The following is a 22,571-nucleotide window of genomic DNA, read 5'->3' as shown; positions in this document are numbered from 1 at the left end:
GGGGCGTTTGCGCCCCAATCGCGACGCAAGGCCGCTCCCACAGGTCTCGCGCGGGTTTCAGCAGCACTGCAATACCTTGTGGGAGCGGCCTTGCGTCGCGATTGGGCTGCAAAGCAGCCCCCAAGCCGATAGCCGATCGTTGAGCTGACCCACGGCACTTGCCAGGCATGCTGGTCTGTATGTATAACCAGTATTCATTCCAGCCGCCTGACCCCACACAGTGATCGCCCATTCCGTCGACGACCCGTTCTACTACCTGCACAATTTCCGCCAGGTGCTGCTGTGGGTCGAACAGCGCTACGAAGAACTGCTCGACGAGCAGGAACTCGCTTTCATCCGCACCTTCGGCCAACTGGACGCCCCGGCACAGGCCCTGATGGTGCGCATGGTCATGCGCAAGGGCGAGCTGTTTCGCAGCGACCGCCTCGATTATGCCGAAATCGGCGATACCGGGCAGGCCCTGCAGCCGCTGCTGGCCCTCGGCTGGGTGCGGGAACCCGCGCAACTGGCGCTGGAACAATTGTTTGCCCTGCTGCGCAAGGACGAACTTGCCCGCTGTTTTGCCCTACAGCTGAGCCGGCCCCGCGCCGCCAAGCATGACCTGCTTGCACAACTGCAACCCCTGGGCCTGCAAGCCCGGTCATTGGCCGAGTGGTTCCCGGACAGCGGCATGCGCATCCTCCAGTGGTGCCTGCAACCCTTGTGCGACCGCATGCGCCTACTGTTCTTCGGCAACCTGTATCAATCCTGGTCGGACTTCGTTCTCGCCGACCTCGGCCTGTTGCGCTACGAACAGGTGCCGTTCAGCACCGACTCGCGTGCCTTGCAGCAACGTGCCGAAGTCGACCTGGCCATGGCCTTGCACCAGTGCGCCGAGCGCCTGGAGCAGGGTGACGACCCGCTGTCGATCCTGGCAGCCATGCAGGGCCTGCACAGCGACAACCCGTGGCTGGCCCGGCGCCATGCGCGCCTGCAATTCGCCCTGGGCCAGCAATGCGAACGCCTGGGCGACTGGGCGCAGGCCATGGCGGTATACAGGCAGTGCAGCCATGCCCAGGCGCGCATCCGCCAGGTGCGGGTGCTGGAGCGCAGCGAGCAGTGGCCCCAGGCCCATGCGCTGGCGCTGCAACTGGCGGCGGCACCGGCCAATGCCCTGGAAGTGCAGGCGCTGGAACGTATGTTGCCGCGCCTGGCCCGCAAACTCGGTGGCCCGCCACAGCGGCGCCAGCGTGTCGCGCCCCTGGAACTGATCGAGCTGGAGCTGCCCCGGGAACTGGCAGCGCTGGGTGTGGAGGAGGCGGTATGCCAGCACCTGGCCGAAGCCGGTGGACATGTGCATTACGTGGAGAACACGCTGTTCAACAGCCTGTTCGGCCTGCTGTGCTGGGAGGCGATCTTCGCCCCGGTGCCTGGCGCGTTCTTCAACCCGTTCCAGGCCGCCCCACAGGACCTGCACGACGGCGACTTCCAGCAACGCCGCAGTGCTCTGTTCGAGCTTTGCCTGGGGCGGCTCGAAGATGGCAGCCATCACCGGGCGATTCTCGACTGCTACGCCGCCAAGCAAGGCCTGCAGTCGCCGTTCGTGTTCTGGTCCACGCTCAGTGAGCAATTGCTTGAGCAAGCCCTGGCCTGCCTGCCGGCGGCCCATTTGAAACAGTGCTTCCTGCGCCTGCTGCAGGACATTCGCAACAACCGCGCCGGCATGCCCGACCTGATCCAGTTCTGGCCCGAGCAGGGGCGCTACCGCATGGTCGAGGTCAAGGGCCCAGGCGACCGCCTGCAGGACAACCAGTTGCGCTGGCTGGAGTTTTGCCGCGCCCACGGCTTGCCTGTCGCGGTGTGCCATGTGCGCTGGAGCGAAACGCCGTGAGCTACAGCGTGGCGGTACGCGCCTTGTGCGAATTCAGCGCCAAGGTCGGTGACCTGGACCTGCGCTTCACCCCATCACCCACCGCCCAGGAGGGGATCGAAGGGCATCGGCGGGTGGTGGCGCGACGCGGTGCGGGCTATGAGTCGGAAATTGCCCTCGAAGGCCAGTTCCAAACCCTGAAGGTGCGTGGCCGCGCCGACGGTTACGACCCCGCCTGCAACCGCCTGGAAGAGATCAAGACCCACCGTGGCGACCTGTCGCGCCAGCCGGCCAACCATCGCCAGCTGCACTGGGCGCAGGCCAAGGTCTATGGCTGGTTGATGTGCCAGGCAAGGCAACTGCCGGCCATCGAGGTGGCGCTGGTTTATCTTGACGTCGACAGCGATGGCCAGACGCTGATCAGTGAACACTGCACGGCTGCCGAACTGCAAGCCTTCTTCGAAACCCAGTGCCAACGCTTTCTGGCTTGGGCACAGGGGCAGGAGCAGCGCCTGGCCGAGCGTAACCAGGGCCTGCAAGCCCTGGGCTTCCCTTATCCGGTGTTCCGCCAAGGCCAGCGACAACTGGCAGAAACCCTGTACAAGGCGGCGAGCACCGGCCGTTGCCTGATGGCGCAGGCCAGTACCGGAATTGGCAAGACCCTCGGTACGTTGTTCCCCCTGCTCAAGGCCATGGTGCCGCAGCAGCTGGACAAGCTGTTCTTTCTCACGGCCAAGACCCCGGGCCGGGCCTTGGCCCTGGATGCCATGCGCCAGATCACCGGCGCCACGCCGCAGCCGGCCTTGCGCACGCTGGAACTGATCGCCCGCGACAAAGCCTGCGAGCACCCCGACAAGGCCTGCCATGGCGAGTCCTGCCCCTTGGCCGCAGGCTTCTACGATCGCCTGCCGGCCGCGCGCGCGGCGGCGGCAGCGTTGCCGCTGCTCGACCGCGCCCAGCTGCGCGAAGTGGCCCTGGCGCACCAGGTGTGCCCGTATTACCTGGGCCAGGAAATGGCGCGCTGGGTAGATGTGCTGGTGGCGGACTACAACTACTACTTCGATGCCCATGCCTTGTTGTTCGGCCTGACCCAGGCCAACCAGTGGCGGGTCGCGGTGCTGGTGGACGAGGCGCACAACCTGGTCGAGCGCGGCCGCGGCATGTACAGCGCCAGCCTCGACCAGGGCCAGCTGCTGGCCCTGCGCCAGAGCAAACCGCACGGGCTGACCGGTGCGCTGGACCGGCTGAACCGGCAGTGGAACGCCCTCTACAAGGAGCAGCGTGCGCCGTACCAGGCCAGCGAGTCGCTGCCAGACGCTTTGCTGCGTGCCTTGCAGCAATGCATCGGGCTGATTCAGGAGCAGATGAACCAGGCGCCTGCGCAAGTGGACCCGCAGGTGCTGCAGTTCTTCTACCAGGCGTTGCAGTTCAGCCGGGTTGCCGAGCTGTTCGACGAGCACTTCCTGTTCGACATCAGCCAGCGCCAGGGCCCGCGCAAGCGGCGGCTGGCCACGCTGTGCCTGCGCAATGTCACCCCGGCGCGGCTGTTGGGCCCGCGCATGCAGGCGGCGCGCAGCGTGACGCTGTTTTCCGCTACCCTGAGCCCACGGCATTTCTACAGCGACCTGCTGGGCATGCCGGCCGATACCGCCTGGCTGGAAGTGGCTGCGCCGTTCCGCGCCGAACAGCTGGAAGTGCGCATCGCCAGCCAGGTATCCACCCGTTACCAGCAACGCCAGGCTTCGCTGGCGCCGATCGTCGAGCTGATTGCCCGGCAGTACGAGCGCATGCCGGGCAACTACCTGGCGTTCTTCAGCAGTTTCGAGTACCTGCAACAGGTGGCCGCGCTGCTGGCCGAACGGCATGCACAGATACCCATGTGGGCCCAGGAGCCGGGCATGGACGAAGCAGCTCGTCAGGGCTTTCTCGACCGTTTTGTGGCGGATGGCCGCGGGGTGGGCTTTGCGGTGCTGGGCGGTGCATTCGGGGAGGGGGTGGACTTGCCGGGCACGCGGCTGATCGGCGCGTTTGTCGCCACCCTCGGGCTACCCCAGGTCAACCCGGTCAACGAGCAGTTCAAGCAGCGCCTGGGGCGGCAGTTTGGTGCGGGGTTCGATTACGCCTATCTCTACCCGGGCGTGCGCAAGGTCATCCAGGCGGCAGGCCGGGTCATCCGGGGCGACCAGGACCGTGGCGTACTGGTTCTGATCGACGAGCGCTTCGCCGAACCCCGGGTGCAGCAGATGTTCCCTGGGTGGTGGCCGACGCCGGGAGGCTAGCCCGGCATACCGTCAACTCGTGGCCGCAGCAAAATGGGCAGGTAGTGGCGCAGGAACAGCAATAGCGCCAGGCTCCAGCACACGACCGAAAGGCTCACCCCCAGCGGCGTGAACAGCGGCAGCACCACCCTTGCCAGCGCCGCCAGTTGTATCAAGGCAAAGGCCCAGGCAATGCTGGTCGGCACGTGCAGCGGCCTGCCGGTGTGGCCCAGGCTGACCCGTGCCATCATCGCCAGGATCAAGCCGCTCATGGCGCCCACGGTCAGGGCGTGGGTCACCAGGCTCGGGCTTACTGCCACCCCGGCATGCCACAACGCCATGCCCAGGCAGGCAATGGCAATCCAGGCATAGGCCAGGTGCAGCGACCACAGCAGGGGCACCCGCCACAAACCACGTTCATGCCACAAGGCCAGGCGGGCCGTATGCAGGGCGAACAAGGCGCCGAACAGCACGGCCAGGGCGATACGTGGCGTATCGGCCGCGCCCGAGGCAAAGGCCAGCGGTACCGCCACGCTCAGCAGCAGGCATGCCCGGTCCAGCCAGGGGCGGGCAGGGGCCGGGGCCATGTTGCCCAGGCCGCGCCGGGTGAAGAACGGGATCACCCGCCCGCCAAGCACGGTCATCATCGCGACCACCAGCCACAACCCGGCAAACACCCCTCGGCGCTGCCACAGTTCGTCCTGGCGCAGCCAACCGACCAAGGTCAGCCACTGGCAGGCGGCGATCAGCAGCACCAGGCCGACGATCGGGTAGTTGTTACGCAAGCGCCGCTGCACGATCGGCCGTGCCAGGGCCAGTGCCACCAGTGGCAGGAAGCTGCCCTCGACAACTACCAGCAAGCTGCCCGGTAACGGCAGGAACCAACTCGCCCGGCCCAGCAGCCAAAGCAGGAACAAGCCCTGCAGCGCGCGCCCGCTCAAACCTGGAATACCGCTCCAGTTCTGCACTGCAGTGAGCAGGAAACCCGCGATGATGGCGACAGCGAAGCCATAGAGCATCTCATGGCGGTGCCAGGCAAGCATGCCGCCGGGGGGCGTGGACTGCAGTGCTCCGGCCAGCACGCCGGCCCACAACAGCAAGGCAAGTAGCGCGAACAAACTGCCACCCAGGAAGAATGGGCGGAAACCCAGGCCCCAGACGGCATGGCGTGGGCGTGAATCGACCGGCTGCACAAGCATGGGCGGACCTTCGTTCGTTCAGTAGGCTCAATTGGGGTAAGATCACGATCCGTGCCAACTTCAAACCCCTTGCATATCAAGGTGATGGCACCTCTTCGGGTCAGAATGACATGCGTATCCTGCTGTTGTTTTGACCTGCTTGTTTGTCGTATTGACTTGCTTCAGGGTTTGGCCCGTTCACCGCTGGCCAACGCTTCGCTACAGGATTCACGTTTTGTCCGACCTCTCGAAAAATCCGCTGCTGCAGTACATGGCCCGCCTGGCCCCATCCAGCCAGCAAACCATGCGCTACATCCTTCAGGACGCTGCCGACCGGCTGGGTTTTGTCGACTGCAATATCGTCGATGTGCCCTGGCATCGGCTGGAGCCCGGCCATGTGATCGCCCTGGTGGCGGCGCTGCGTGCTGACGGTTATGCCCCCAACAGCTCGTCGCTGTACGTCAACGCCATCCGCGGTGTGATGAACGAAGCCTGGCGCCAGGGCCTGATCGATCACGAGCAGTTGCTGCGCATTCGCGAGGTCAAGCCGGACACTGGCAGCCGGCTTCCGCCGGGGCGCAACCTGCGTCGCAGCCTGATTCGCGAGCTGATGGATGTGTGTGCGGCCGATCCACGGCCGCAGGGTGTGCGTGACGCGGCGATCATCGCCTTGCTTTACGGTACCGGCATGCGCAAGTCGGAATCGGTGGACATCGACCTGGACCAGGTCGACTTCGAGGCGCGCAGCCTGCAGGTGCTGGGCAAGGGCAACCGTCAGCTGATCAAGTACGCCCCGCCATGGGCGTTCGAGAAGTTGCAGGCCTGGCTGGACCTGCGCCGCCAGGACTTGCCGGCAGGGGCCGAGGACGACCCGTTCCTGTTCAACCGCATCCGCCGTGGCAGCCATATCACCCGGGCGCGTATCACCAAGCATGCCATTTACTACATCGCCCGCCAGCGTGGCGCGCAGGTGGGCGTGAAGATCATGCCGCACGACTTCCGTCGGGCGTTCATCACCCGGGTTATCGAAGAGCACGACCTGTCCATTGCACAGAAGCTGGCGCATCACGCGAACATCCAGACCACGGCCATTTATGACCGGCGCGATGACAACGAGCGTCGGCGTGCGGTGGACCGCTTCGATTACTGAGGCTCTGCCGCTGTATGGAAAACTTGCTCCATCCCTGTGGGAGCGGGTTCACCCGCGAACACGGGCGAAGCCCGTGCCATGCACTGAGTTGGATTCTTCGCGGGTAAACCCGCTCCCACAGAGGCCGTCTCGCAGCACCGGGTAATTTTTTCCTTGAGATGGCCCGGCACCGAAACAGGGCCAAAGCACGCCCCCGCTTTGTGCGCCATCCCCCTGTATGCCCGATGCCAGAGCGGCTTGGGCAAAAGTTTCATCTTCGTTCACCTGCGGAGTTGGCCCGCAACCTGCTATATCCAGCCTGCGAATTTGATCGAGTGGTCAGGCCGCACGCGCCGTAGCCGTGCCTGCCTGACCCTCTAAACGGCCAGCAGGCCACGGATTTCAGGGGCCGCAGGATGTCGCTCGCGGAGCAGATCGAACAACAACACGATGATGCAGGCTGGAGCGCTCACCTGCAGTTGCGCTTCGTCAGGCGCGACGAGGTGACCCGCCTTGGTGCGTGGCGGCATTTCGGACCTCTTTTGGTGCAGCGGCCGTTCTATCCGGAAGGTGCCCCGTGCCATGTCTACGTGCTGCACCCACCCGGCGGCATCGTCGCCGGCGACCGCCTGGAGCTGGACATTCAGCTGGAACCGGGCAGCCACGCGCTGCTGACCATGCCCGGCGCCAGCAAGTTCTACCGCAGCATTGGCCCGACCGCGCGGCTGGCCCAGCGCTTTCATCTGGGCGCCGACAGCACCCTGGAGTGGCTGCCGCAGGACAGCATCTTCTTCTCCGGCGCCCGCGCCAGCCTCGACAGCCGTTTCACCCTCGAACCGGGCGCGCGCCTGCTGGCCTGGGAAACCCTTTGCCTGGGGCGTCCGGTGATGGGCGAACGTTTCGACCACGGTGCCGTCGATAGCCGCCTGCATATCGAACTGCCCGACGAAGTGGGCCTGCACGAGCGCCTGCGCATCGAAGGCGGGCGCCTGGACAAGCTTGGCGGGCACCCGCTGCTGGCCACTTTCTGCGCCGCACCAGCCGACCAGGCCGTGCTGGAGCGGGTGCGCCCGCTGTTCGACGAGATGGCCAACCCGGCCGGCGCGACCCTGCTCGGGTCGTTGCTGGTGATCCGCGTGCTCGACCATGACAACCAACACCTGCAACGCACCCTGCAACGCCTGTGGCATGTGCTGCGCCCGGCCGTCCTCGGCCTGCCGGCCTGCCCGCCGCGAATCTGGGCCACCTGAGAGAGCGCCATGGAGCTGACCCCGAGAGAGAAAGACAAACTGCTGCTGTTCACCGCCGCGCTGCTGGCGGAGCGGCGCCTGGCCCGCGGCCTGAAGCTCAACTACCCGGAAGCGGTGGCGCTGATCAGTGCCGCCGTCCTCGAAGGCGCCCGTGATGGCCGCACCGTCGCCGAACTGATGAGCCTGGGGCGCGAAGTACTGAGCCGCGAGCAGGTAATGCCTGGCATTGCCGAAATGCTCCACGACGTGCAGGTCGAAGCGACCTTCCCGGATGGCACCAAGCTGGTGACCGTGCATGACCCCATCGTCTGACATTGCCCAGGAGCCCCGCATGATCCCAGGTGAAATCCAGGTCGCCGCTGGCGACATCGAGCTGAACAGCGGCCGCGCGACGGTCAGCGTCAGCGTGGCCAACCATGGCGACCGGCCAGTGCAGGTCGGCTCGCACTACCACTTCTACGAAGTCAACGAGGCGCTGGTGTTCGAGCGCGCTCCGACCCTGGGCTTTCGTTTGGACATCCCTGCTGGTACAGCCGTGCGTTTCGAGCCCGGCCAGGCGCGTACCGTGCAACTGGTGGCTTACGCCGGCAAACGTGAGGTTTATGGCTTCCAGGGCAAGGTGATGGGCGCGCTGGAGGGCAGGGCATGAGCCGCATTTCCCGCCAGGCCTATGCTGACATGTTCGGCCCCACCGTGGGCGACCGCGTACGCCTGGCCGACACCGCGCTGTGGGTCGAGGTGGAGCACGACTTCACCATCTATGGCGAAGAGGTCAAGTTCGGTGGCGGCAAGGTCATCCGCGATGGCATGGGGCAGGGCCAGATGCTGGCCGCCGAAGCCATGGACCTGGTACTGACCAATGCTCTGATCATCGACCACTGGGGCATCGTCAAGGCCGATATCGGCATCAAGCATGGGCGTATCGCGGTGATCGGCAAGGCGGGCAACCCCGATGTGCAGCCGGGCGTGAACGTGCCGGTGGGCCCCGGCACCGAGGTAATCGCCGCCGAGGGCAAGATCGTCACCGCCGGCGGCGTCGACTCGCACATCCATTTCATCTGCCCGCAGCAGGTGGACGAGGCGCTGAACAGTGGTGTCACAACGTTCATCGGCGGCGGCACCGGGCCAGCCACCGGCACCAACGCCACTACCTGCACGCCCGGCCCCTGGTACCTGGCGCGCATGCTCCAGGCCGCCGACAGCCTGCCGATCAACATCGGCTTGCTGGGCAAGGGCAACGCCTCGCGGCCGGAAGCACTGCGCGAGCAGATCGCGGCCGGCGCCGTGGGCCTCAAGCTGCACGAAGACTGGGGTTCGACTCCAGCAGCCATCGACTGCTGCCTGGGCGTGGCCGAGGAAATGGACATCCAGGTGGCGATCCACACCGACACCCTCAACGAGTCCGGCTGCATCGAAGACACCCTGGCGGCCATTGGCGACCGTACCATCCACACCTTCCACACCGAGGGTGCCGGTGGTGGTCACGCCCCGGACATCATTCGCGCGGCGGGGCAGGCCAACGTGTTGCCATCCTCGACCAACCCGACCTTGCCGTACACGATCAACACCGTGGACGAGCACCTGGACATGCTCATGGTCTGCCACCACCTGGACCCGAGCATCGCCGAAGACGTGGCCTTTGCCGAGTCGCGCATCCGTCGCGAAACCATTGCCGCCGAGGACATCCTCCACGACATGGGCGCCTTTGCCATGACCTCGTCTGACTCGCAGGCCATGGGCCGGGTTGGCGAGGTGGTACTGCGCACTTGGCAGGTGGCCCACCAGATGAAGTTGCGCCGTGGGCCACTGGCGCCGGACACCAGCTACAGCGACAACTTCCGGGTCAAGCGCTACATCGCCAAGTACACCATCAACCCGGCACTGACCCACGGCATCGGCCACGAAGTGGGCTCGGTGGAAGTCGGCAAGCTGGCCGACCTGGTGCTGTGGGCCCCGGCGTTCTTTGCGGTCAAGCCGGCCCTGGTGATCAAGGGCGGGATGATCGTCACCGCGCCCATGGGTGATATCAATGGTTCCATCCCCACACCGCAACCGGTGCATTACCGCCCGATGTTCGGTGCCTTGGGCGCGGCACGGCATGCCACGCGCATGACCTTCCTGCCCCAGGCGGCGATGGACCGCGGCCTGGCCGAGGAGCTGAACCTGCGCAGCCTGATCGGCGTGGCCCACGGCTGCCGCCGGGTGCGCAAGCCCGACATGGTCCACAACACCCTGCAGCCGCTGATCGAGGTCGATGCACAGACCTACCAGGTGCGTGCCGATGGTGAACTGCTGGTCTGCGAGCCGGCCCGCGAACTGCCGCTGGCCCAGCGTTACTTCCTGTTCTGAAGGAGCCCCGATGATTGTCTTGACCCGCCGTATCACCGAGCCCGGCAAGCTGAGCGAAACCGGCACCGTTACCCTGGACGTGGACAGCCGCATCAAGAGCCGCCTGCGGGTGACCCTGGATGATGGCCGCGAGGCAGGGCTGATGCTCGAACGCGGCCACCTGCTGCGCGGAGGGGAACTGCTGGCCGATGCCGAGGGCACCCAGCTGATCCGTGTGCTGGCGGCGCCGGAGGCAGTGTCCACGGTGCGCTGCGCCGACCCGCACCTGCTGGCCCGTGCGGCCTATCACCTGGGCAACCGCCATGTGCCGCTGCAGATCGAGCCCGGCCTGTTGCGCTTCCAGCACGACCACGTGCTGGACGACATGTTGCGTGGCCTGGGCCTGACGGTAGACGCCGAACTGGCGCCGTTCGAGCCTGAAGCGGGTGCCTACCAAAGCGCGCCGCACAGCCATAGCCATGCCCACGGGCACGATCACCCGTTCGTGCGCCTGCCTGCCCATTCCTGAACTGCCTGGAGCAACCGATGAAAAAGACTTTCGCCCTGTTTCTGCTGATGCTGGCTCTGCCTGCCTTCGCCCACCCCGGCCACGACGCCAACCCGCTGCAGGACGGCCTGTTGCACCCGCTGACCGGCCTTGATCACCTGCTGATGCTGTTGGGCACCGGTGTGCTCGCCGCGTTGACCCGGCGTAGCCTGACACTACCCTTGGCAACCCTGGCGGCGATGTTCGGCGGTGCGGTGTGCGGCCACCTGTTCGGCGATGTACTGGGCATGGAAACCCTGATCGCCGTGTCGCTGCTGGTGGCTGCTGGTGCAGTGCTGCTGCCCAGCCGCCAGCTGCTGCTGGCCATGGCCATGCCGGTGTTCGCCCTGTTCCATGGCTGGGCCCATGGCGTGGAAGCCACGCCAAGTGCGTTCTGGCAGTTCAGCGCCGGCTTCGTCACGGTCAGCGGCCTGTTGCTGGCGGTCGGCTTTGCGGTTGGTTGCCTGTTGCGCAGGCACAGCGGCCTGCAGAAGGCCTTTGGCGGTGGCCTGCTGGCCGGAGCCGCGCTGGTTCTGGCCGGTTGATGGCCAGCGACCTGGCGCTGTTGCGCCTGCTGCAACTGGCCAGCCCTGGCTTGCCGGTGGGCGGCTTTACCTACTCGCAAGGCCTGGAGTGGGCGGTCGAGGCGGGCTGGGTACGGGATGTGGATGGTTTCGCTGCCTGGCAGCGGGAGCAGATCGACGACACCCTGGCCTGCCTCGACTGGCCGGTGCTGGCGCGCCTGTACCACGCCTGCCAGGCCGAGGACGCCGAGGCCTTCGGCCATTGGAGCCGCTTTCTGCTGGCCAACCGCGAAACCGCCGAGCTGCGTCTGGAAGAACAGCAGCGCGGTGCGGCGCTGGCACGGCTGCTGGACGGCTGGCAACTGGGCCAGGCGCCGGCCTGGCGGGCCAGCCTCGAACTCTCCCAGCTGGGCGGTATGGCCTGGCTGGCTGCGCACTGGAACATCCCGTTGCGCCAGTTGGCCCTGGGCCATGGTTTTGCCTGGCTGGAGGGCGCGGTAATGGCCGGGGTCAAGCTGGTGCCGTTCGGCCAGCAGGCTGCCCAGACCTTGCTGCATGACCTGGGGGCAGGGCTGCCCGCGGCCCTCGACCAGGCACTGGGCCTGGGCGACGACCAGCTAGGCGGCGGCCTGCCGCTGCTGGCCATTGCCTCATCGCGTCACGAAACCCAATACACCCGTTTGTTCCGTTCCTGAGGACTGCCTGCATGCAAAGCTATCAACAACCCCTGCGCGTCGGTGTCGGCGGCCCGGTCGGCTCCGGCAAGACGGCGCTGCTCGAAGCCTTGTGCAAGGCCATGCGCGACCACTACCAGATCGCCGTGGTCACCAACGATATCTACACCAAGGAAGACCAGCGCATCCTCACCGAAGCAGGGGCCCTCGAGCCGGAGCGCATCGTCGGCGTGGAAACCGGCGGCTGTCCGCACACGGCGATACGTGAAGACGCCTCGATGAACCTGGCGGCGGTCGAAGCACTGGCGCGCAAGTTTGGCAACCTCGAGGTGATCTTCGTCGAAAGCGGCGGTGACAACCTGAGTGCTACCTTCAGCCCGGAGCTGGCCGACCTGACCATCTACGTGATCGATGTGGCCGAAGGCGAGAAGATCCCGCGCAAGGGTGGGCCGGGGATTACCAAGTCGGATTTCCTGGTGATCAACAAGACCGACCTGGCGCCCTATGTGGGGGCTTCGCTGGACGTGATGGAGCGCGATACCCAGCGCATGCGCCCGCAGCGGCCATGGACCTTCAGTAACCTGAAGAAGGGTGAGGGGCTGCAGGCGGTGATCGACTTCATCGTCGAGCGCGGGATGCTGGGTGTGCGCGGCTGATGTAACGGGTTGAACGCAGTCTGCACCATGGCGCAATTCCTGTGGGAGCGGGTTTACCCGCGAACACCGGCGCAGCCGGTGCCATCCACCGCGTTGGCTTCTTCGCGGCTAAAGCCGCTCCCACAGGGATAAATGTTGCCTCACGTTATGTATGGCAGCAGTGGGGTTTGTCTGGCTGCCCTTCATAGCGATCATGGTGCCGCACCCAGTCCATGGTCCCACCTTCGTTGCGCCCCAGTGGCGCAATGTCGAGGAAGTTGTAGGTGTTGACCAGGATATCCAGCCCGCGAGCATAGGTTGAGTAGGTATGGTAAACGCTGCCATCCGGCTCGCGGTAGAACGCACTCAGCCCGGGAAGCTCGCTTTCATCGCCCTCATATGGCTCATAGTTGTACTGCCGCTGGCCCTCGCTGCCGACGCTGACGCCAAAGTCCTCGTTGAACCCGCTGCCATTCGACGAATACCAGGGGAACTGCCAGCCCATGCGCTGGCGGAACGCCTGGAACTCGGCATACGGCGCCCGCGACACCGCTACCAGCGACACGTCATGATGCGCCAGGTGCAGGTTGGCGCCGTCGAAATGGTCGGCCAGGAACGAGCAGCCGTGGCAACCTTCGCTCCAGCCCTCGGCGAACATGAAGTGGTAAACCAGCAATTGGCTGCGGCCAGCGAACAGGTCGGCCAGGCTCAGTTCGCCGTGCGGCCCCTGGAAGCGATAGTCGTGTTCCACCTTGACCCAGGGCAGGGCGCGACGGGCTGCGGCCAGCGCGTCGCGGTGGTGGGTAAAGGCTTTTTCGTGCAGCCACAGCTGGCGGCGGGCCGCCAGCCACTGGCTGCGGGAAACCACCGGGTGCCTGCTTTCGCTCGTGCTCATGGTGCTGTCTCCACATTGGGGGATTCACACACTAGTCGAGCACGGGCGGGTTGAATCGACAGGCCGCGGCGGCCGGGCGATGAGTGGTACTGCTCAGCCCGAATGGGCGATATGCCCATCGGCCAGTTCATCCGCTGCTTCATCTTCCCCAGGCAGCGCGGTGATCACGCTGAAGTCGCTGACCTCCACCTGGCCACCGCCATGCCCAAGCAAATGGAAGGAAAACGCCTTGCGCGCGGTCGGGTTGTCGAAGCTGAACTCCATCTCCAGCGGCTCGTCGGCGGTGACTTTCACTTCGTCAGGCAAGCCCAGCGGTACGTCCTGCTCCAGCTGCTTGGCCTTGAGCTGGATATAGGCTGCGCGCTTGGGGTCCAGCGAGCGTACCTTGACCCGTACGCGGGTATGCGAACCCTCGGGCATCTCCAGATACTGGGCGCCGATCAGGTTGTCGGCCCAGTCATCTTTGATGCGCTTGCGCAGCTGGATCGGCGACGGGCCACCGAACTGGTAGCGCAGGTTGAGCGGTGTTTGCAGCAGGGACTGGTCGAGCACCCCGGCGAGGGCGCCGATCTGCTGGCCGAGCAGGTTGTCGCCCGGGCCCAGGTAACGCGCCTGGTCGGCGATGAAGCCCACGCTGGCGTAACGCCGACAACGCTGCTGGAAGTCGCATTCGGTGAACACCCCCTGGCCATCGTGATAACGCAGCATGCCGTTGGTGTAGGAGATCATTTCGCGACCGCTATCGTAGTCGCGGTAAAGCGAGCGACCGCCGAGCGCCACGGGGATGGGCAGGGCAAAGTAGTCGAGCAGGGAGGTGGCCAGGTCGATATGGCCGTAGGTACCGTGCTTGATCCGTGGCAACTGCGCCTGCTCCGGCGCCAGGGTGAGGTTGAAGCCCCAGGAAGAGGCCAGGCGCACACCGTCGATGCCGTGGGACTCGTCGGAAGTCACCACCACCAGGGTGTCCTTGAGTACGCCCTGACGCTCGAGGTTGTCGAGGAATGCACCGAGTGCGTCGTCCAGGTAGGCGACTGCCGCCTGTTTCGGCGTGTCGTAGCGTTCCAGGTACTCGGCCGGCGCCGAGTACGGCTGGTGGGTGCCTACGGTGAGCAGGGTCAGCATCCAGGGCTTGTCCTGCTTTTGCAACTGGCCGACGTAGTCCAGCGCACCCTCGAAGAAGGCGCGGTCATCCTTGCCCCAGGGGAAGTCCAGGTAGTTCTTGTTGCGGAACCATTCCAGGCCGTGCACCGCATCAAAGCCGATGTGCGGCATGATGCGGTCCTTGGCCATGAAGCGCAGGCCGGCGCCCTGCAGGAAGTGGGTGGTGAAGCCGGCCTGGCGCAACTGCGCCGGCAGGCAGGCCTGGTTGCGTTCGTTCTGGGTCAGCAGCTCCACGCCCTTGGGCGTACCGTTGGCCAGCTTGTCGTAGTCACCGCACAGCATCGCGTACAGGCCACGGATGGTCTGATGGGTATGCAGCACGTAGTCCGGGGTGTTCATGCCGCGCTCGGCCCACTGGCTGAGCTTGGGCATCAGTTCTTCGTCGAAGCGGCTCTGCAGGGCCTGGCGGTTGGGCCGCAAATAGGCCCCAGGGATGCCTTCCACGGTGATGACCAGCAGGTTGCGGGCATTGCCTGGCCCGGCGAGCAGGCGCTGGCCATGCAGGTCGGACTGGGTCAGGCCAGTGCTGGCCAGCGGGGTGAAGGTTTTTGTCTGGCCCATCCAGCCTTCGACCTGGCGCTGCAGGTTGCCGGCCCCGGCCGACAGCAACTGGTGGGTGAGGTTGTATTGCCGCCATTGGTCGGCGTCGGAAGGTACCAGTTGCTGGCTGCCCCAATGGACGCCAAACAGCAGCAACGGAATGGCCCAGGCCTTGCGTGGCAGCGGCTGGTCGGGTTGTGTGCGGCTGCGCCAGGCGATGGCCAGCCAGGTCAGCAGGCCGGCGCCCATGGTCCACGGCAGCCAGGCATGGGCCAGGCCGCCACCGGTCGAATTCTCCATGAACTGCGGGTCGAGCAGGTACGTCAGGTCGGCGCTGGTGGGCAAACGGCCCACCGCGCTCACCAGTTCGGCCGAAGCCACCCAGAGGGCCGCCCAGGCCAGCAATACGGGGAGCGCCAGCCACCATGGCCGACGGTGCAGCAGCAAGACCAGCAAGCTGCCGAGTGCAAGGTCGGACAGGTAACCGAGCGGGTTGGACCAACCCAGCATGGCGCGCGTACCCAGTGGGATCACCAGTACCAGGGCCGCCAGGGCGACAAGCCGGGTACGTGGGTGGTCTGACAGGTTCTTCACGAAAACATCCCTTTTGCCATTAAATCGTCATGCAACTGTGCTTGATGATAACAGGCCGCGACATGGAAGGCGGTCCGGGACAAGGTTGGTAACCATGAGCCGGGCCCTTTCGCGCAGGCCCGGCCGATGGCAAGTATCAGAAGTAGTAGGGGAATTTCAGGCTGAAGGAAAAGTCCGGCGCGTCATCGGTCAGACCAATGGCCAGGTTGGGCACGATGGTCAGGTTGTCGGTGGCGGCGAAGGTCATGCCGATGTTGAAGTTGGCTGCGTTGTAGTCGCTGTTGGAGATCGACTGCCAGTCGCCGCCATCCGGTTTTATCTTGCTCTTGCGGGCGAACTGGTCGGACACCGAGAACGACATGCTCATCTTCTCGTTCAGGGCAAAGGCGATACCGCCACCGATCTGCCAGGAGTCGCCCAGCTTCACGTCGCCCGGCACCTTGCTGTTGACCTGTGGGCTGATGTCGCTGAACGAGTCTTGCATGTTGTAGGTGTAGGACAGGCTGCCGAACAGCACGGCCGGGTCGAACGTCTTGACCAGCGAGATGCCCGGTGTGATCGACCAGACGCCATTGCCGGTCGGCAGGCTTTCCGGTACCGACAGGTTGTCGTTGCCCTCGACCTGGCGCAGTTTGATGCCATAGGGGTCTTTGCCGGTCGGCGCCTTGATGCGCAAGGTAGCGACGGCGTCAGGCCAGGTCTCGTCTTCGTCGAGGAACTTGTAGGCGACACCGACGTTGACGTCGCCGATTTCCGGGTCGCGGGTCACGGTTTCGTCCGAGGTGCTCGCCCCGGCGCCCCCTGCACCGCCGGAAGAGTAGGTGGATTCGCGGTACACCACCGGGACGTTGATGTCGAATTGCCAACGCTGGGCGAGGTTGTAGCGGGCGGTCATGTCCAGGGTCCAGTTATCTGCCTTCACCCGGTCAAGGTTGATACTGCCGAGGAAGATCGAGTCCAGTGCCAGGAAGCCGTTGAGCACCAGCGCCCGGGTATCGTAGTGGGTATAGGTGACACCGGTCTCGAAGCTGAACTTGCCGCCGCCGAAGAAGCCGCTGGCCTCGTCATACAGGTTGGAAACGCTTTGCGCAGGCTCCGCGTCGTCGGTCAGCGCCTGGCCATAGGAGCTGCCAGTGGTGCCCGGTGCGCCCGATGCCACCGTCTGTGCGCCTTTGACCCCTTCGGCCGGGGACCTGACCAGGCGTTTGGGCGGCGCTGCTGCCGGGGTTTCCTCGACCTGGCGTACGCGCTGCTCCAGCACCATCAGCGCCTGTTGCTGTGCCTCGTAACGCTGCTTGAGCTCGAGCAGTTCCTGCTTCAGCGCTTCGACCTGCGGGTCGGCAGCTGCGAAAAGGGAAGTGGCCGGAGCCAGGGTGGTCAAACAGACAATGGCGCTGAGCGTGAATGATCGGTGCATGGATTTGCCGTCCCTTTCGACTGCCTTAGAACTTGGAGATCAATAGCCGAATGTGCGCAGGCCCTTCAGCTGGTCGAGGCTGCCGTTCAACGAAGCGGCTGTCGGCACGCTCTCGCGCATGACCACATTCAGGGATGTGACGTTGTTGACATGGTTGCCATTGCCAAGCAGCGTCGAGTTCTGCATCAGCCCGCCCTGGGCCAGGCGCTGTACGCTGCTGCCCTGGTTGTTGCTGGCATTGATGTTCAGCTGCACGCCCGCACCGGTGGACGACACGCTGAGCGAGCCGGCACCGTTTTTGCCGACCAGGGTCTGGCCCGCAGCCAGTGCCTGGCCTTGCGGTTGCGTGGCTGGGGCCTGGTTGGCCTTGGTCACCTTGATGTCGACATTGTTGTAGGCGGTGTTGTTGTCACCGGCCGCGCGTACGACCTGGGTCACCCCTTCGGTGCTGTTGAGCCCGCTGCCCCCGGTGACCGTACCGTTGCCGGCAGGCGCGGCGCCGCTGGTGGTCGAACCGCTGCCTTTCTCGTCGATCATCGATACATGAAACTGCGGCTTGATGGTCGACTGCTGGATCTGCAGGGTGGAGGTCGCACCGATCACTTCACCGTTGGCGTTCTGCCAGGTGCTGGTCATGACGATGCCGAAACTGACGATGCGCCCCGGCAGCACATAGCGCCCGCGCAAGTTCGCCAATTCCTGGTCCTTCAGTTCGATGGGCTTGAACGTTTCGGCGTGGGCCGGCAGGCTGGCTGCCAGGCAAACCACTGCGAGCCATGGTGCAGTCTTCATAGGGGTGCTCCCCGGAGCCTCGTGCTCCTTGTCGTTGCAAGAGTCGTTAGAAGAAGTCGCTTTTGATGAAACCGAAGTCCAGCAGCTCTGCATCCTGCACCGGGGTGAAGTCGTTCACCCGGCCCTTTGCGGTCAGGGGCAGGGGCGGGTCGAGCAGGACGTTGTTCTTGTCGTAGCCTTGGCCGATCACGGCGAAGATGATGCCGTTCCAGCCCCTGAGAAAGTCGTCGACCTTGTAGCGCTTGTGGCCCAGTACCGGGTCACCGATATACACCCAGCCCTTGTCCACCTTCTGCATGACCACGAAGTGCTTGTAGCCACGCACGTCCATCAGCACCACGACCGGGATACGTACGCTGTGCAGGGTCTCGGCTGCCACCCGGTAGCCGCGGGCACGCATCCCCAGGCTTTCCACGTAGCGTTTCATGTCCAGCATCGAGAAGCCTTGCGTGCGCACCAGGTCCTGGTCGGCGTGGGCCAGCATGCCTTCGATGATTTGTTGCTCGTCCACGTCCAGCCAGTAGGCCTGGCGCAGGATGGTGGCCAGCGCGGCGGCGCCGCAGCTGAAGTCGGTCTTCTGTTGCACCAGGTCGGCGAACTTGCGCTCGCGCAGGCTCTGGATGGGCTTGAACACCACGGCGCCGCCCGGCAGGACGGACAGCGGCATTTGTGCGGCTTCGCTCACGCTGGCCAGGCACAGCAAAAACGCCAGAGCAATGATGCGCATGATCGGATGCCTTCCGGTTCTGTTGAAGAAAGGCCCCCCGAAGGGGGCCTCAAGCACAGCGATCAGAACGAGGTGTTGGAGATGGCCAGCGAGTTGCTCTGCTGGTTGCCCACACCGGCTGCCACGTTCACGCCCAGGTTGCCGCTGCCACCGTTCACCGAACCGCTAAGGGTTGCAGTGTTGGTAACAGGGTTGGCCCAGCCGGTCGGGGTCAGCACTTGGAAGGACACGGTATTGCTCAAGTCGTAAGCACTGCTTTCGCTGTAGCTCTTCGACACGTCGTTCGACGATTGAGACGATTTCTCGCCAGACTTTTCAAACGCCGATTCCGATGCGTTGGCATAGGACGACTCGTGAGCCTTCTCATACGAGGAGTCGCGAGACTTTTCGTAGCTCGATTGGCGGGCCTTGTCGTACGACGAGTCGAACGCCTTCTCGAACGACGCGTCGTGCGAGCTTTCCTGCGAGCGGTCGACATCCACGTTGAGCGAGGCATTGAGCGAGGCATCGAAGCTGTTGGTGCGAGTACGCTCGCGACGGCCGTCATCGGTGGTCACGGTACGCGTCGCATCGGCAGCAGCGGCCAGGGTGGCGTTCAGGCTGGAACTGCTGGACGAACTGGCGTTGCTGGCCATCGAACCACTGGCATTCCAGCTATTGGAGCCGCTGGCAGTGGAACTGCGCGAACCACTGGCGTTCATGCTGCTCGAACCACTGGAGGCCCAGCCACTGGAGCCGCTGGAACTCGCACTTTGCGAGCCGGCCACGCTGAAGCTCGAGGACGAGCTGCGGTCGTCAGTCGAGTTGAACGTGCCCTCACGCGAACTGGAACCGCTCTTGGTGGTGGTGATGGTCAGCGTATCCACCCGGTAGGTGCGGTCGGCGCCGTTGTTCACCGTCAGGCCTGGACCGTTCTGGTCGGCAGAGGCGGTGGCAGTGGCATTGCCCAGTGGGGCACCGGTGTTGGCGATGGCCATGGTGTTTTTCTGCTGGTTCAGGTCGCCGCCAGCAATGTTGACGCCGACGTTACCCTCCGCACCATCGGCCGAGCCGGTCATGACCGCCGAGTTCTGGGTGGACCAGTTGTCGACACGGTTGTTGTTGCTGAACTGGCGAACGTCAGCGGTGGCTTCGGCGGTTCCGAACACGAAGCTGTTGTCCAGGCTGGATTCGGACGAGGCGTTGGCGATGGCCGCAGCGTTGTCCTGCTGGTTGCCGTTACCGGCCGCCACGTTGACACCTACGTTGCCGCTGGCACCCGCGGCCGAGCTGCTCATCTCGGCTTCGTTGATGGTGCCCTGGTTGGTGATGGTGTTGCCGGTACTGCGCTGGCTGTCTATGGCATTGGCAGTGGCAAACACAGGGATCCTGGTGGGAGGAGGCGTGTGCTGCCCGTTGTTATGGTGACCATTGTGGTGCCCGCCACGCCGGTCGTTCTGATCAGCTTGTACAGCAACAGCCATGACCGCAGCAATTGCGAAAACCAGAGGCTTTATTGCCATCGAGGGTTTCATGGTGATTCTCCGTACGCTATTGGGTTAAGTGTCGTTCTTGACTGGAAGGGTCAATCCGCGACCCGGATGCTCAGGGTGTTGGCCATGCGGTTTCCCACCCCGGCACTCTGGTTCAACTGAATCACTCCACGGCTACCGGTGAAGGCCTGGTCACTGGTGGTGACCTGGCGATGGCCAGTTGAAGTGTCAATCGGACCGGAGTTGTTGAGCAGCGCCACGTTCTGCTGCATGAGGACGCTGTCGTCGATGCTTTGCGGCTGGGCACCGATACTGATGCTCAGTGCGTTCGCTTGCTGGGTGTTGGCGCCGGCGCTCTGGTTGATCCCCAGGGCGCCGCTACCGTTGCTGAAGGCGTCGCCCTGTATGGTCGAGCGTGCGTCCATTGCGGGGCCTGCGGGGGTGTTCAGCCGTTGCCGGATCTGCGTGTTGGCGCTAGCTGCTGGCCCTACAGCGAAGGCGCGCGCGTTGGCCTGTTGCTGCTGGTCACCGGCCGCCTGGTTGACCGACAGGTTGCCCTGGTAACGGCTGCCCGAGCCGTCGATGTCGGCGTTGTTGATCACGGGAACCGGGGATTGCGCGAAGGCCGAGGTACTGCACAGCGTGGCCAGGATCAGCAGCGTGTGCTTCATCTCACTTGCCTCCGGTCAGGATCTGCAGCGGCGCCAGGCCGCGCTGCACACTCGAATTGACCATGTTCGATATGCCGTTGCCCGAGCCCGTACCGCGGCCACCGGCCAGGTTGGGCAGTTGGGACGGGTTGCCGAGGTTGCCGCCCAGGTTGTTGGTCTGCTGGGTGATCAGGGTGCCGATACCCGCACCGCTGCTGATGTTGGCAAAGTCTCCATCACTCAGTTCGCTGGTTTGCTTGAGGATGTGGGCGGAAGGGTTGGCATTGACGGTGGTGGGGTTGGGGTCGGGTCGTAACGGCGGGACTACGGCGTTGCGTGTCTGCACATCACGGGTTATCACGATGATGCCGTTGTCGGCCTGGGCCGACAGGCTCAACGAGCCCAGCACACAGCCCATCAGCAACAGGTGATAAAGGCGTTTGTCAGTTTTCCTCACGACGGCAACTCCTTCAATGAGCGCTGGCCCTGTTCAGCGATGCGAACGAGGGAGCAGAAGGTGTGCCGCTTTTGAGAAGCGTTTGCAGATCAAACGCTTAAGGTGAGCCCCACGGCAAGCTGCGGCGTATTCTGTCTCAGGGTTGAAACAGGTAGTCGCCAGCGGTGCAGGCAAAGCCAGTGCTGGCCTTGATTGGAAGGGTTTTTGCAGGGTTGTTTCAACTGCTTGACACTACCTTCGACGCCGCGGAAGGCTCCATGTTTTCGGGGGCTTCGCCGCACGGGGGTGTGTCAGTGGATTAACACTCGGTTGGGCAGGATGGCGCATCGCTACCAATGAGCCTAGCCACTGTTTGCAGTGCCAGCAACTGGCGTTGTGGCCAATTGCCCTCAATTATTTTGTACGCCTGGCCATGCCGTTGCAGCCAGTGCAGGCTGTCGTCGAAAAAGCGCTGGCGATCACGCAGTTCGGGCTGGCTGCGCTGGCCATCGGCAACCCAATCCACGCCCTGCGGGCTTAGCAACAGGTGCAGATGGTAATGCCGCGCCAGCAGCGCCTGCTCCACCCAGGCCGGGCAGTCGCCGAACAGGGCGTGGCTCCAGAGCATGTTGCTGAGCAGGTGGGTGTCGAGAATCAGCAGCGGCGGTGCCTGTTCGCGGGCGTGGTCTTCCCAGGCCAGCTGGCCGCGAGCGATGGCGGGGATATCGGCATAGCAGGTGTCGCGGCATTCCTGGTCGATGAAGTGGCGCACGTATTCGGCCACCACCACGCCGCCGAAATGGGCCTGGATAACACCGCTGAGCCAGCTCTTGCCACTGGACTCCGGGCCGCACAACACCAGCACTTTCATGGCCTGTGCCGCGCTCATGGCTGCACCAACGCCGGGGCACGGCGCCATTCCAGCCAGCCGCGCACGGCAATCAGCGTGAGCACGGCGAAGAAGCCTGCGGTGAAGTACAACTGCTGATCCAGGTACTGGCCCACGTAGACGATATCCACCACCACCCATAGCGGCCAGCACTGCAGGCGCTTCTGCGCCATCCACAATTGTGCCACCAGGCTGAAGCCGGTCAGGGTGGCGTCCAGCCAAGGCAGGGCGGCGTCGGTCCAGGTGGCCATGGCCGCGCCCAGGGCGGCGCTCAGCAGCACCCCGCCGGCCAGGCCGACGAGCAATGCAGGGCGCCGCAGGCGGGTGACCTGGCGGGCGTCTTCTGCATGGCCCGGGCGCTTCCATTGCCACCATCCGTAGACCTGCAGGATGGCATAGGCCAGTTGCAGCAGCATGCCGGAGTACAGCTTCACCTCGTAGAACAGCCAGCCATAGATCAGCACCATGACCAGGCCGATTGGCCAGCACCAGGCGTTCTGCTTGACCGTGAGCCAGACAGCGGTGACGCCGAGGACGGCGGCGATGAGTTCAAGGCCGGACATCGGCGATCCTTGGAGACTACGGGGGAGGGGCGCGATTGTAGCTGGTCGGCCTAGGAAGGTGTA

General features: G+C 64.7%; 22 protein-coding genes. 11 read left to right on the top strand and 11 right to left on the bottom strand.

The features are described from left to right. The first annotated feature begins 220 nt into the window (after positions 1–220). Together J5M58_RS18815 and J5M58_RS18810 are read left to right on the top strand one after the other, a co-directional pair. On the top strand, positions 221–1,870 hold the full coding sequence (locus J5M58_RS18815) for a VRR-NUC domain-containing protein (protein WP_207879072.1): 1,650 nt from the start codon (positions 221–223) through the stop codon (positions 1,868–1,870). After that, the gene (locus tag J5M58_RS18810) at positions 1,867–4,128 is read left to right on the top strand and encodes an ATP-dependent DNA helicase (protein WP_112253901.1); all 2,262 of its coding nucleotides are present in this window, start codon (positions 1,867–1,869) and stop codon (positions 4,126–4,128) included. Before J5M58_RS18815 ends, J5M58_RS18810 begins: the two co-directional genes overlap by 4 nt. Here the strand turns inward: J5M58_RS18810 and J5M58_RS18805 are convergent. Beyond that, positions 4,125–5,306 carry an NnrS family protein gene (locus J5M58_RS18805; RefSeq protein WP_207879071.1) on the bottom strand — a complete coding sequence of 394 codons (1,182 nt, stop codon included), beginning with the start codon at positions 5,304–5,306 and terminating at the stop codon, positions 4,125–4,127. The genes J5M58_RS18810 and J5M58_RS18805 overlap by 4 nt on opposite strands. Positions 5,307–5,520: 214 nt before the next feature. Here J5M58_RS18805 and xerC point away from each other — a divergent pair, with 214 nt between their 5' ends. The 9 genes from xerC (at position 5,521) to ureG (ending at position 12,393) form a co-directional block, all read left to right on the top strand. Further along, positions 5,521–6,435, top strand: coding sequence for a tyrosine recombinase XerC (gene xerC / locus J5M58_RS18800; RefSeq protein ID WP_087500663.1), 915 nt, complete (start codon positions 5,521–5,523; stop codon positions 6,433–6,435). A gap of 395 nt (positions 6,436–6,830) precedes the next feature. Then, positions 6,831–7,664, top strand: a complete 834-nt coding sequence (locus J5M58_RS18795; RefSeq protein WP_207879069.1) for an urease accessory protein UreD — start codon at positions 6,831–6,833, stop codon at positions 7,662–7,664. A 9-nt stretch (positions 7,665–7,673) separates the two neighbouring features. Next, the gene (locus tag J5M58_RS18790) at positions 7,674–7,976 is read left to right on the top strand and encodes an urease subunit gamma (RefSeq protein ID WP_003256923.1); all 303 of its coding nucleotides are present in this window, start codon (positions 7,674–7,676) and stop codon (positions 7,974–7,976) included. Between the two features lie 19 nt (positions 7,977–7,995). Then, positions 7,996–8,313 carry an urease subunit beta gene (locus J5M58_RS18785; protein WP_015270155.1) on the top strand — a complete coding sequence of 106 codons (318 nt, stop codon included), beginning with the start codon at positions 7,996–7,998 and terminating at the stop codon, positions 8,311–8,313. Next, positions 8,310–10,013, top strand: coding sequence for an urease subunit alpha (gene ureC, locus J5M58_RS18780; RefSeq protein ID WP_112253905.1), 1,704 nt, complete (start codon positions 8,310–8,312; stop codon positions 10,011–10,013). The genes J5M58_RS18785 and ureC overlap by 4 nt, the downstream gene beginning before the upstream one ends. Positions 10,014–10,023: 10 nt before the next feature. After that, positions 10,024–10,521 (top strand): urease accessory protein UreE, encoded by a 498-nt coding sequence (gene ureE, locus J5M58_RS18775; RefSeq protein ID WP_112253906.1) that lies wholly within the window; start codon positions 10,024–10,026, stop codon positions 10,519–10,521. Positions 10,522–10,538: 17 nt separating this feature from the next. After that, positions 10,539–11,084 carry a HupE/UreJ family protein gene (locus tag J5M58_RS18770; RefSeq protein ID WP_112253907.1) on the top strand — a complete coding sequence of 182 codons (546 nt, stop codon included), beginning with the start codon at positions 10,539–10,541 and terminating at the stop codon, positions 11,082–11,084. After that, entirely contained in the window at positions 11,084–11,758 is a 675-nt protein-coding gene (locus J5M58_RS18765; protein WP_112253908.1) for an urease accessory protein UreF, read from the top strand. Before J5M58_RS18770 ends, J5M58_RS18765 begins: the two co-directional genes overlap by 1 nt. 11 nt (positions 11,759–11,769) lie before the next feature. Further along, positions 11,770–12,393 carry an urease accessory protein UreG gene (gene ureG / locus J5M58_RS18760; RefSeq protein WP_207879067.1) on the top strand — a complete coding sequence of 208 codons (624 nt, stop codon included), beginning with the start codon at positions 11,770–11,772 and terminating at the stop codon, positions 12,391–12,393. Positions 12,394–12,538: 145 nt separating this feature from the next. Here the strand turns inward: ureG and J5M58_RS18755 are convergent, their stop codons facing one another. From J5M58_RS18755 to pnuC, 10 genes are all read right to left on the bottom strand, one after another. Continuing rightward, complete coding sequence (locus tag J5M58_RS18755; RefSeq protein ID WP_112253910.1) at positions 12,539–13,267, bottom strand: thioredoxin family protein; 729 nt, start codon at positions 13,265–13,267, stop codon at positions 12,539–12,541. 93 nt (positions 13,268–13,360) lie between these two features. Continuing rightward, positions 13,361–15,562 carry an LTA synthase family protein gene (locus J5M58_RS18750; protein ID WP_207879065.1) on the bottom strand — a complete coding sequence of 734 codons (2,202 nt, stop codon included), beginning with the start codon at positions 15,560–15,562 and terminating at the stop codon, positions 13,361–13,363. 136 nt (positions 15,563–15,698) lie between these two features. After that, positions 15,699–16,979, bottom strand: a complete 1,281-nt coding sequence (locus J5M58_RS18745; RefSeq protein WP_112253912.1) for a hypothetical protein — start codon at positions 16,977–16,979, stop codon at positions 15,699–15,701. A 39-nt stretch (positions 16,980–17,018) separates the two neighbouring features. Further along, positions 17,019–17,771: a hypothetical protein gene (locus J5M58_RS18740; protein ID WP_112253913.1), complete on the bottom strand. Its 753-nt coding sequence runs from the start codon at positions 17,769–17,771 to the stop codon at positions 17,019–17,021. Positions 17,772–17,817: 46 nt separating this feature from the next. Beyond that, the gene (locus J5M58_RS18735; protein ID WP_112253914.1) at positions 17,818–18,498 is read right to left on the bottom strand and encodes a C39 family peptidase; all 681 of its coding nucleotides are present in this window, start codon (positions 18,496–18,498) and stop codon (positions 17,818–17,820) included. A 62-nt stretch (positions 18,499–18,560) separates the two neighbouring features. Continuing rightward, positions 18,561–20,012 (bottom strand): heme utilization protein, encoded by a 1,452-nt coding sequence (locus J5M58_RS18730; RefSeq protein ID WP_112253915.1) that lies wholly within the window; start codon positions 20,010–20,012, stop codon positions 18,561–18,563. Between the two features lie 50 nt (positions 20,013–20,062). Beyond that, on the bottom strand, positions 20,063–20,641 hold the full coding sequence (locus J5M58_RS18725; RefSeq protein WP_112253916.1) for an adhesin: 579 nt from the start codon (positions 20,639–20,641) through the stop codon (positions 20,063–20,065). A gap of 1 nt (position 20,642) precedes the next feature. Next, complete coding sequence (locus J5M58_RS18720) at positions 20,643–21,077, bottom strand: hypothetical protein (protein ID WP_112253917.1); 435 nt, start codon at positions 21,075–21,077, stop codon at positions 20,643–20,645. A 298-nt stretch (positions 21,078–21,375) separates the two neighbouring features. Further along, positions 21,376–21,945, bottom strand: a complete 570-nt coding sequence (locus J5M58_RS18715) for an AAA family ATPase (RefSeq protein ID WP_112253918.1) — start codon at positions 21,943–21,945, stop codon at positions 21,376–21,378. Then, entirely contained in the window at positions 21,942–22,508 is a 567-nt protein-coding gene (pnuC, locus tag J5M58_RS18710; protein ID WP_112253919.1) for a nicotinamide riboside transporter PnuC, read from the bottom strand. Before pnuC ends, J5M58_RS18715 begins: the two co-directional genes overlap by 4 nt. Positions 22,509–22,571 lie beyond the last annotated feature (63 nt).

The sequence above is a fragment of the Pseudomonas sp. 32_A genome (assembly GCF_017490905.1).
Classification (GTDB): Bacteria; Pseudomonadota; Gammaproteobacteria; order Pseudomonadales; family Pseudomonadaceae; genus Aquipseudomonas; species Aquipseudomonas inefficax.
This window is presented reverse-complemented; position numbering and strand designations above follow the sequence as displayed.

What these genes read in the sequence shown, in the direction of transcription:
- J5M58_RS18805 (WP_207879071.1), bottom strand. Translation starts at nt 5,306, where the DNA reads ATGCTTGTGCAGCCGGTCGATTCACGCCCACGCCATGCCGTCTGGGGC.
- J5M58_RS18795 (WP_207879069.1), top strand. Translation starts at nt 6,831, where the DNA reads ATGTCGCTCGCGGAGCAGATCGAACAACAACACGATGATGCAGGCTGG.
- J5M58_RS18790 (WP_003256923.1), top strand. Translation starts at nt 7,674, where the DNA reads ATGGAGCTGACCCCGAGAGAGAAAGACAAACTGCTGCTGTTCACCGCC.
- J5M58_RS18785 (WP_015270155.1), top strand. Translation starts at nt 7,996, where the DNA reads ATGATCCCAGGTGAAATCCAGGTCGCCGCTGGCGACATCGAGCTGAAC.
- ureC (WP_112253905.1), top strand. Translation starts at nt 8,310, where the DNA reads ATGAGCCGCATTTCCCGCCAGGCCTATGCTGACATGTTCGGCCCCACC.
- ureE (WP_112253906.1), top strand. Translation starts at nt 10,024, where the DNA reads ATGATTGTCTTGACCCGCCGTATCACCGAGCCCGGCAAGCTGAGCGAA.
- J5M58_RS18770 (WP_112253907.1), top strand. Translation starts at nt 10,539, where the DNA reads ATGAAAAAGACTTTCGCCCTGTTTCTGCTGATGCTGGCTCTGCCTGCC.
- J5M58_RS18765 (WP_112253908.1), top strand. Translation starts at nt 11,084, where the DNA reads ATGGCCAGCGACCTGGCGCTGTTGCGCCTGCTGCAACTGGCCAGCCCT.
- ureG (WP_207879067.1), top strand. Translation starts at nt 11,770, where the DNA reads ATGCAAAGCTATCAACAACCCCTGCGCGTCGGTGTCGGCGGCCCGGTC.
- J5M58_RS18755 (WP_112253910.1), bottom strand. Translation starts at nt 13,267, where the DNA reads ATGAGCACGAGCGAAAGCAGGCACCCGGTGGTTTCCCGCAGCCAGTGG.
- J5M58_RS18745 (WP_112253912.1), bottom strand. Translation starts at nt 16,979, where the DNA reads ATGCACCGATCATTCACGCTCAGCGCCATTGTCTGTTTGACCACCCTG.
- J5M58_RS18740 (WP_112253913.1), bottom strand. Translation starts at nt 17,771, where the DNA reads ATGAAGACTGCACCATGGCTCGCAGTGGTTTGCCTGGCAGCCAGCCTG.
- J5M58_RS18735 (WP_112253914.1), bottom strand. Translation starts at nt 18,498, where the DNA reads ATGCGCATCATTGCTCTGGCGTTTTTGCTGTGCCTGGCCAGCGTGAGC.
- J5M58_RS18730 (WP_112253915.1), bottom strand. Translation starts at nt 20,012, where the DNA reads ATGAAACCCTCGATGGCAATAAAGCCTCTGGTTTTCGCAATTGCTGCG.
- J5M58_RS18725 (WP_112253916.1), bottom strand. Translation starts at nt 20,641, where the DNA reads ATGAAGCACACGCTGCTGATCCTGGCCACGCTGTGCAGTACCTCGGCC.
- J5M58_RS18715 (WP_112253918.1), bottom strand. Translation starts at nt 21,945, where the DNA reads ATGAGCGCGGCACAGGCCATGAAAGTGCTGGTGTTGTGCGGCCCGGAG.
- pnuC (WP_112253919.1), bottom strand. Translation starts at nt 22,508, where the DNA reads ATGTCCGGCCTTGAACTCATCGCCGCCGTCCTCGGCGTCACCGCTGTC.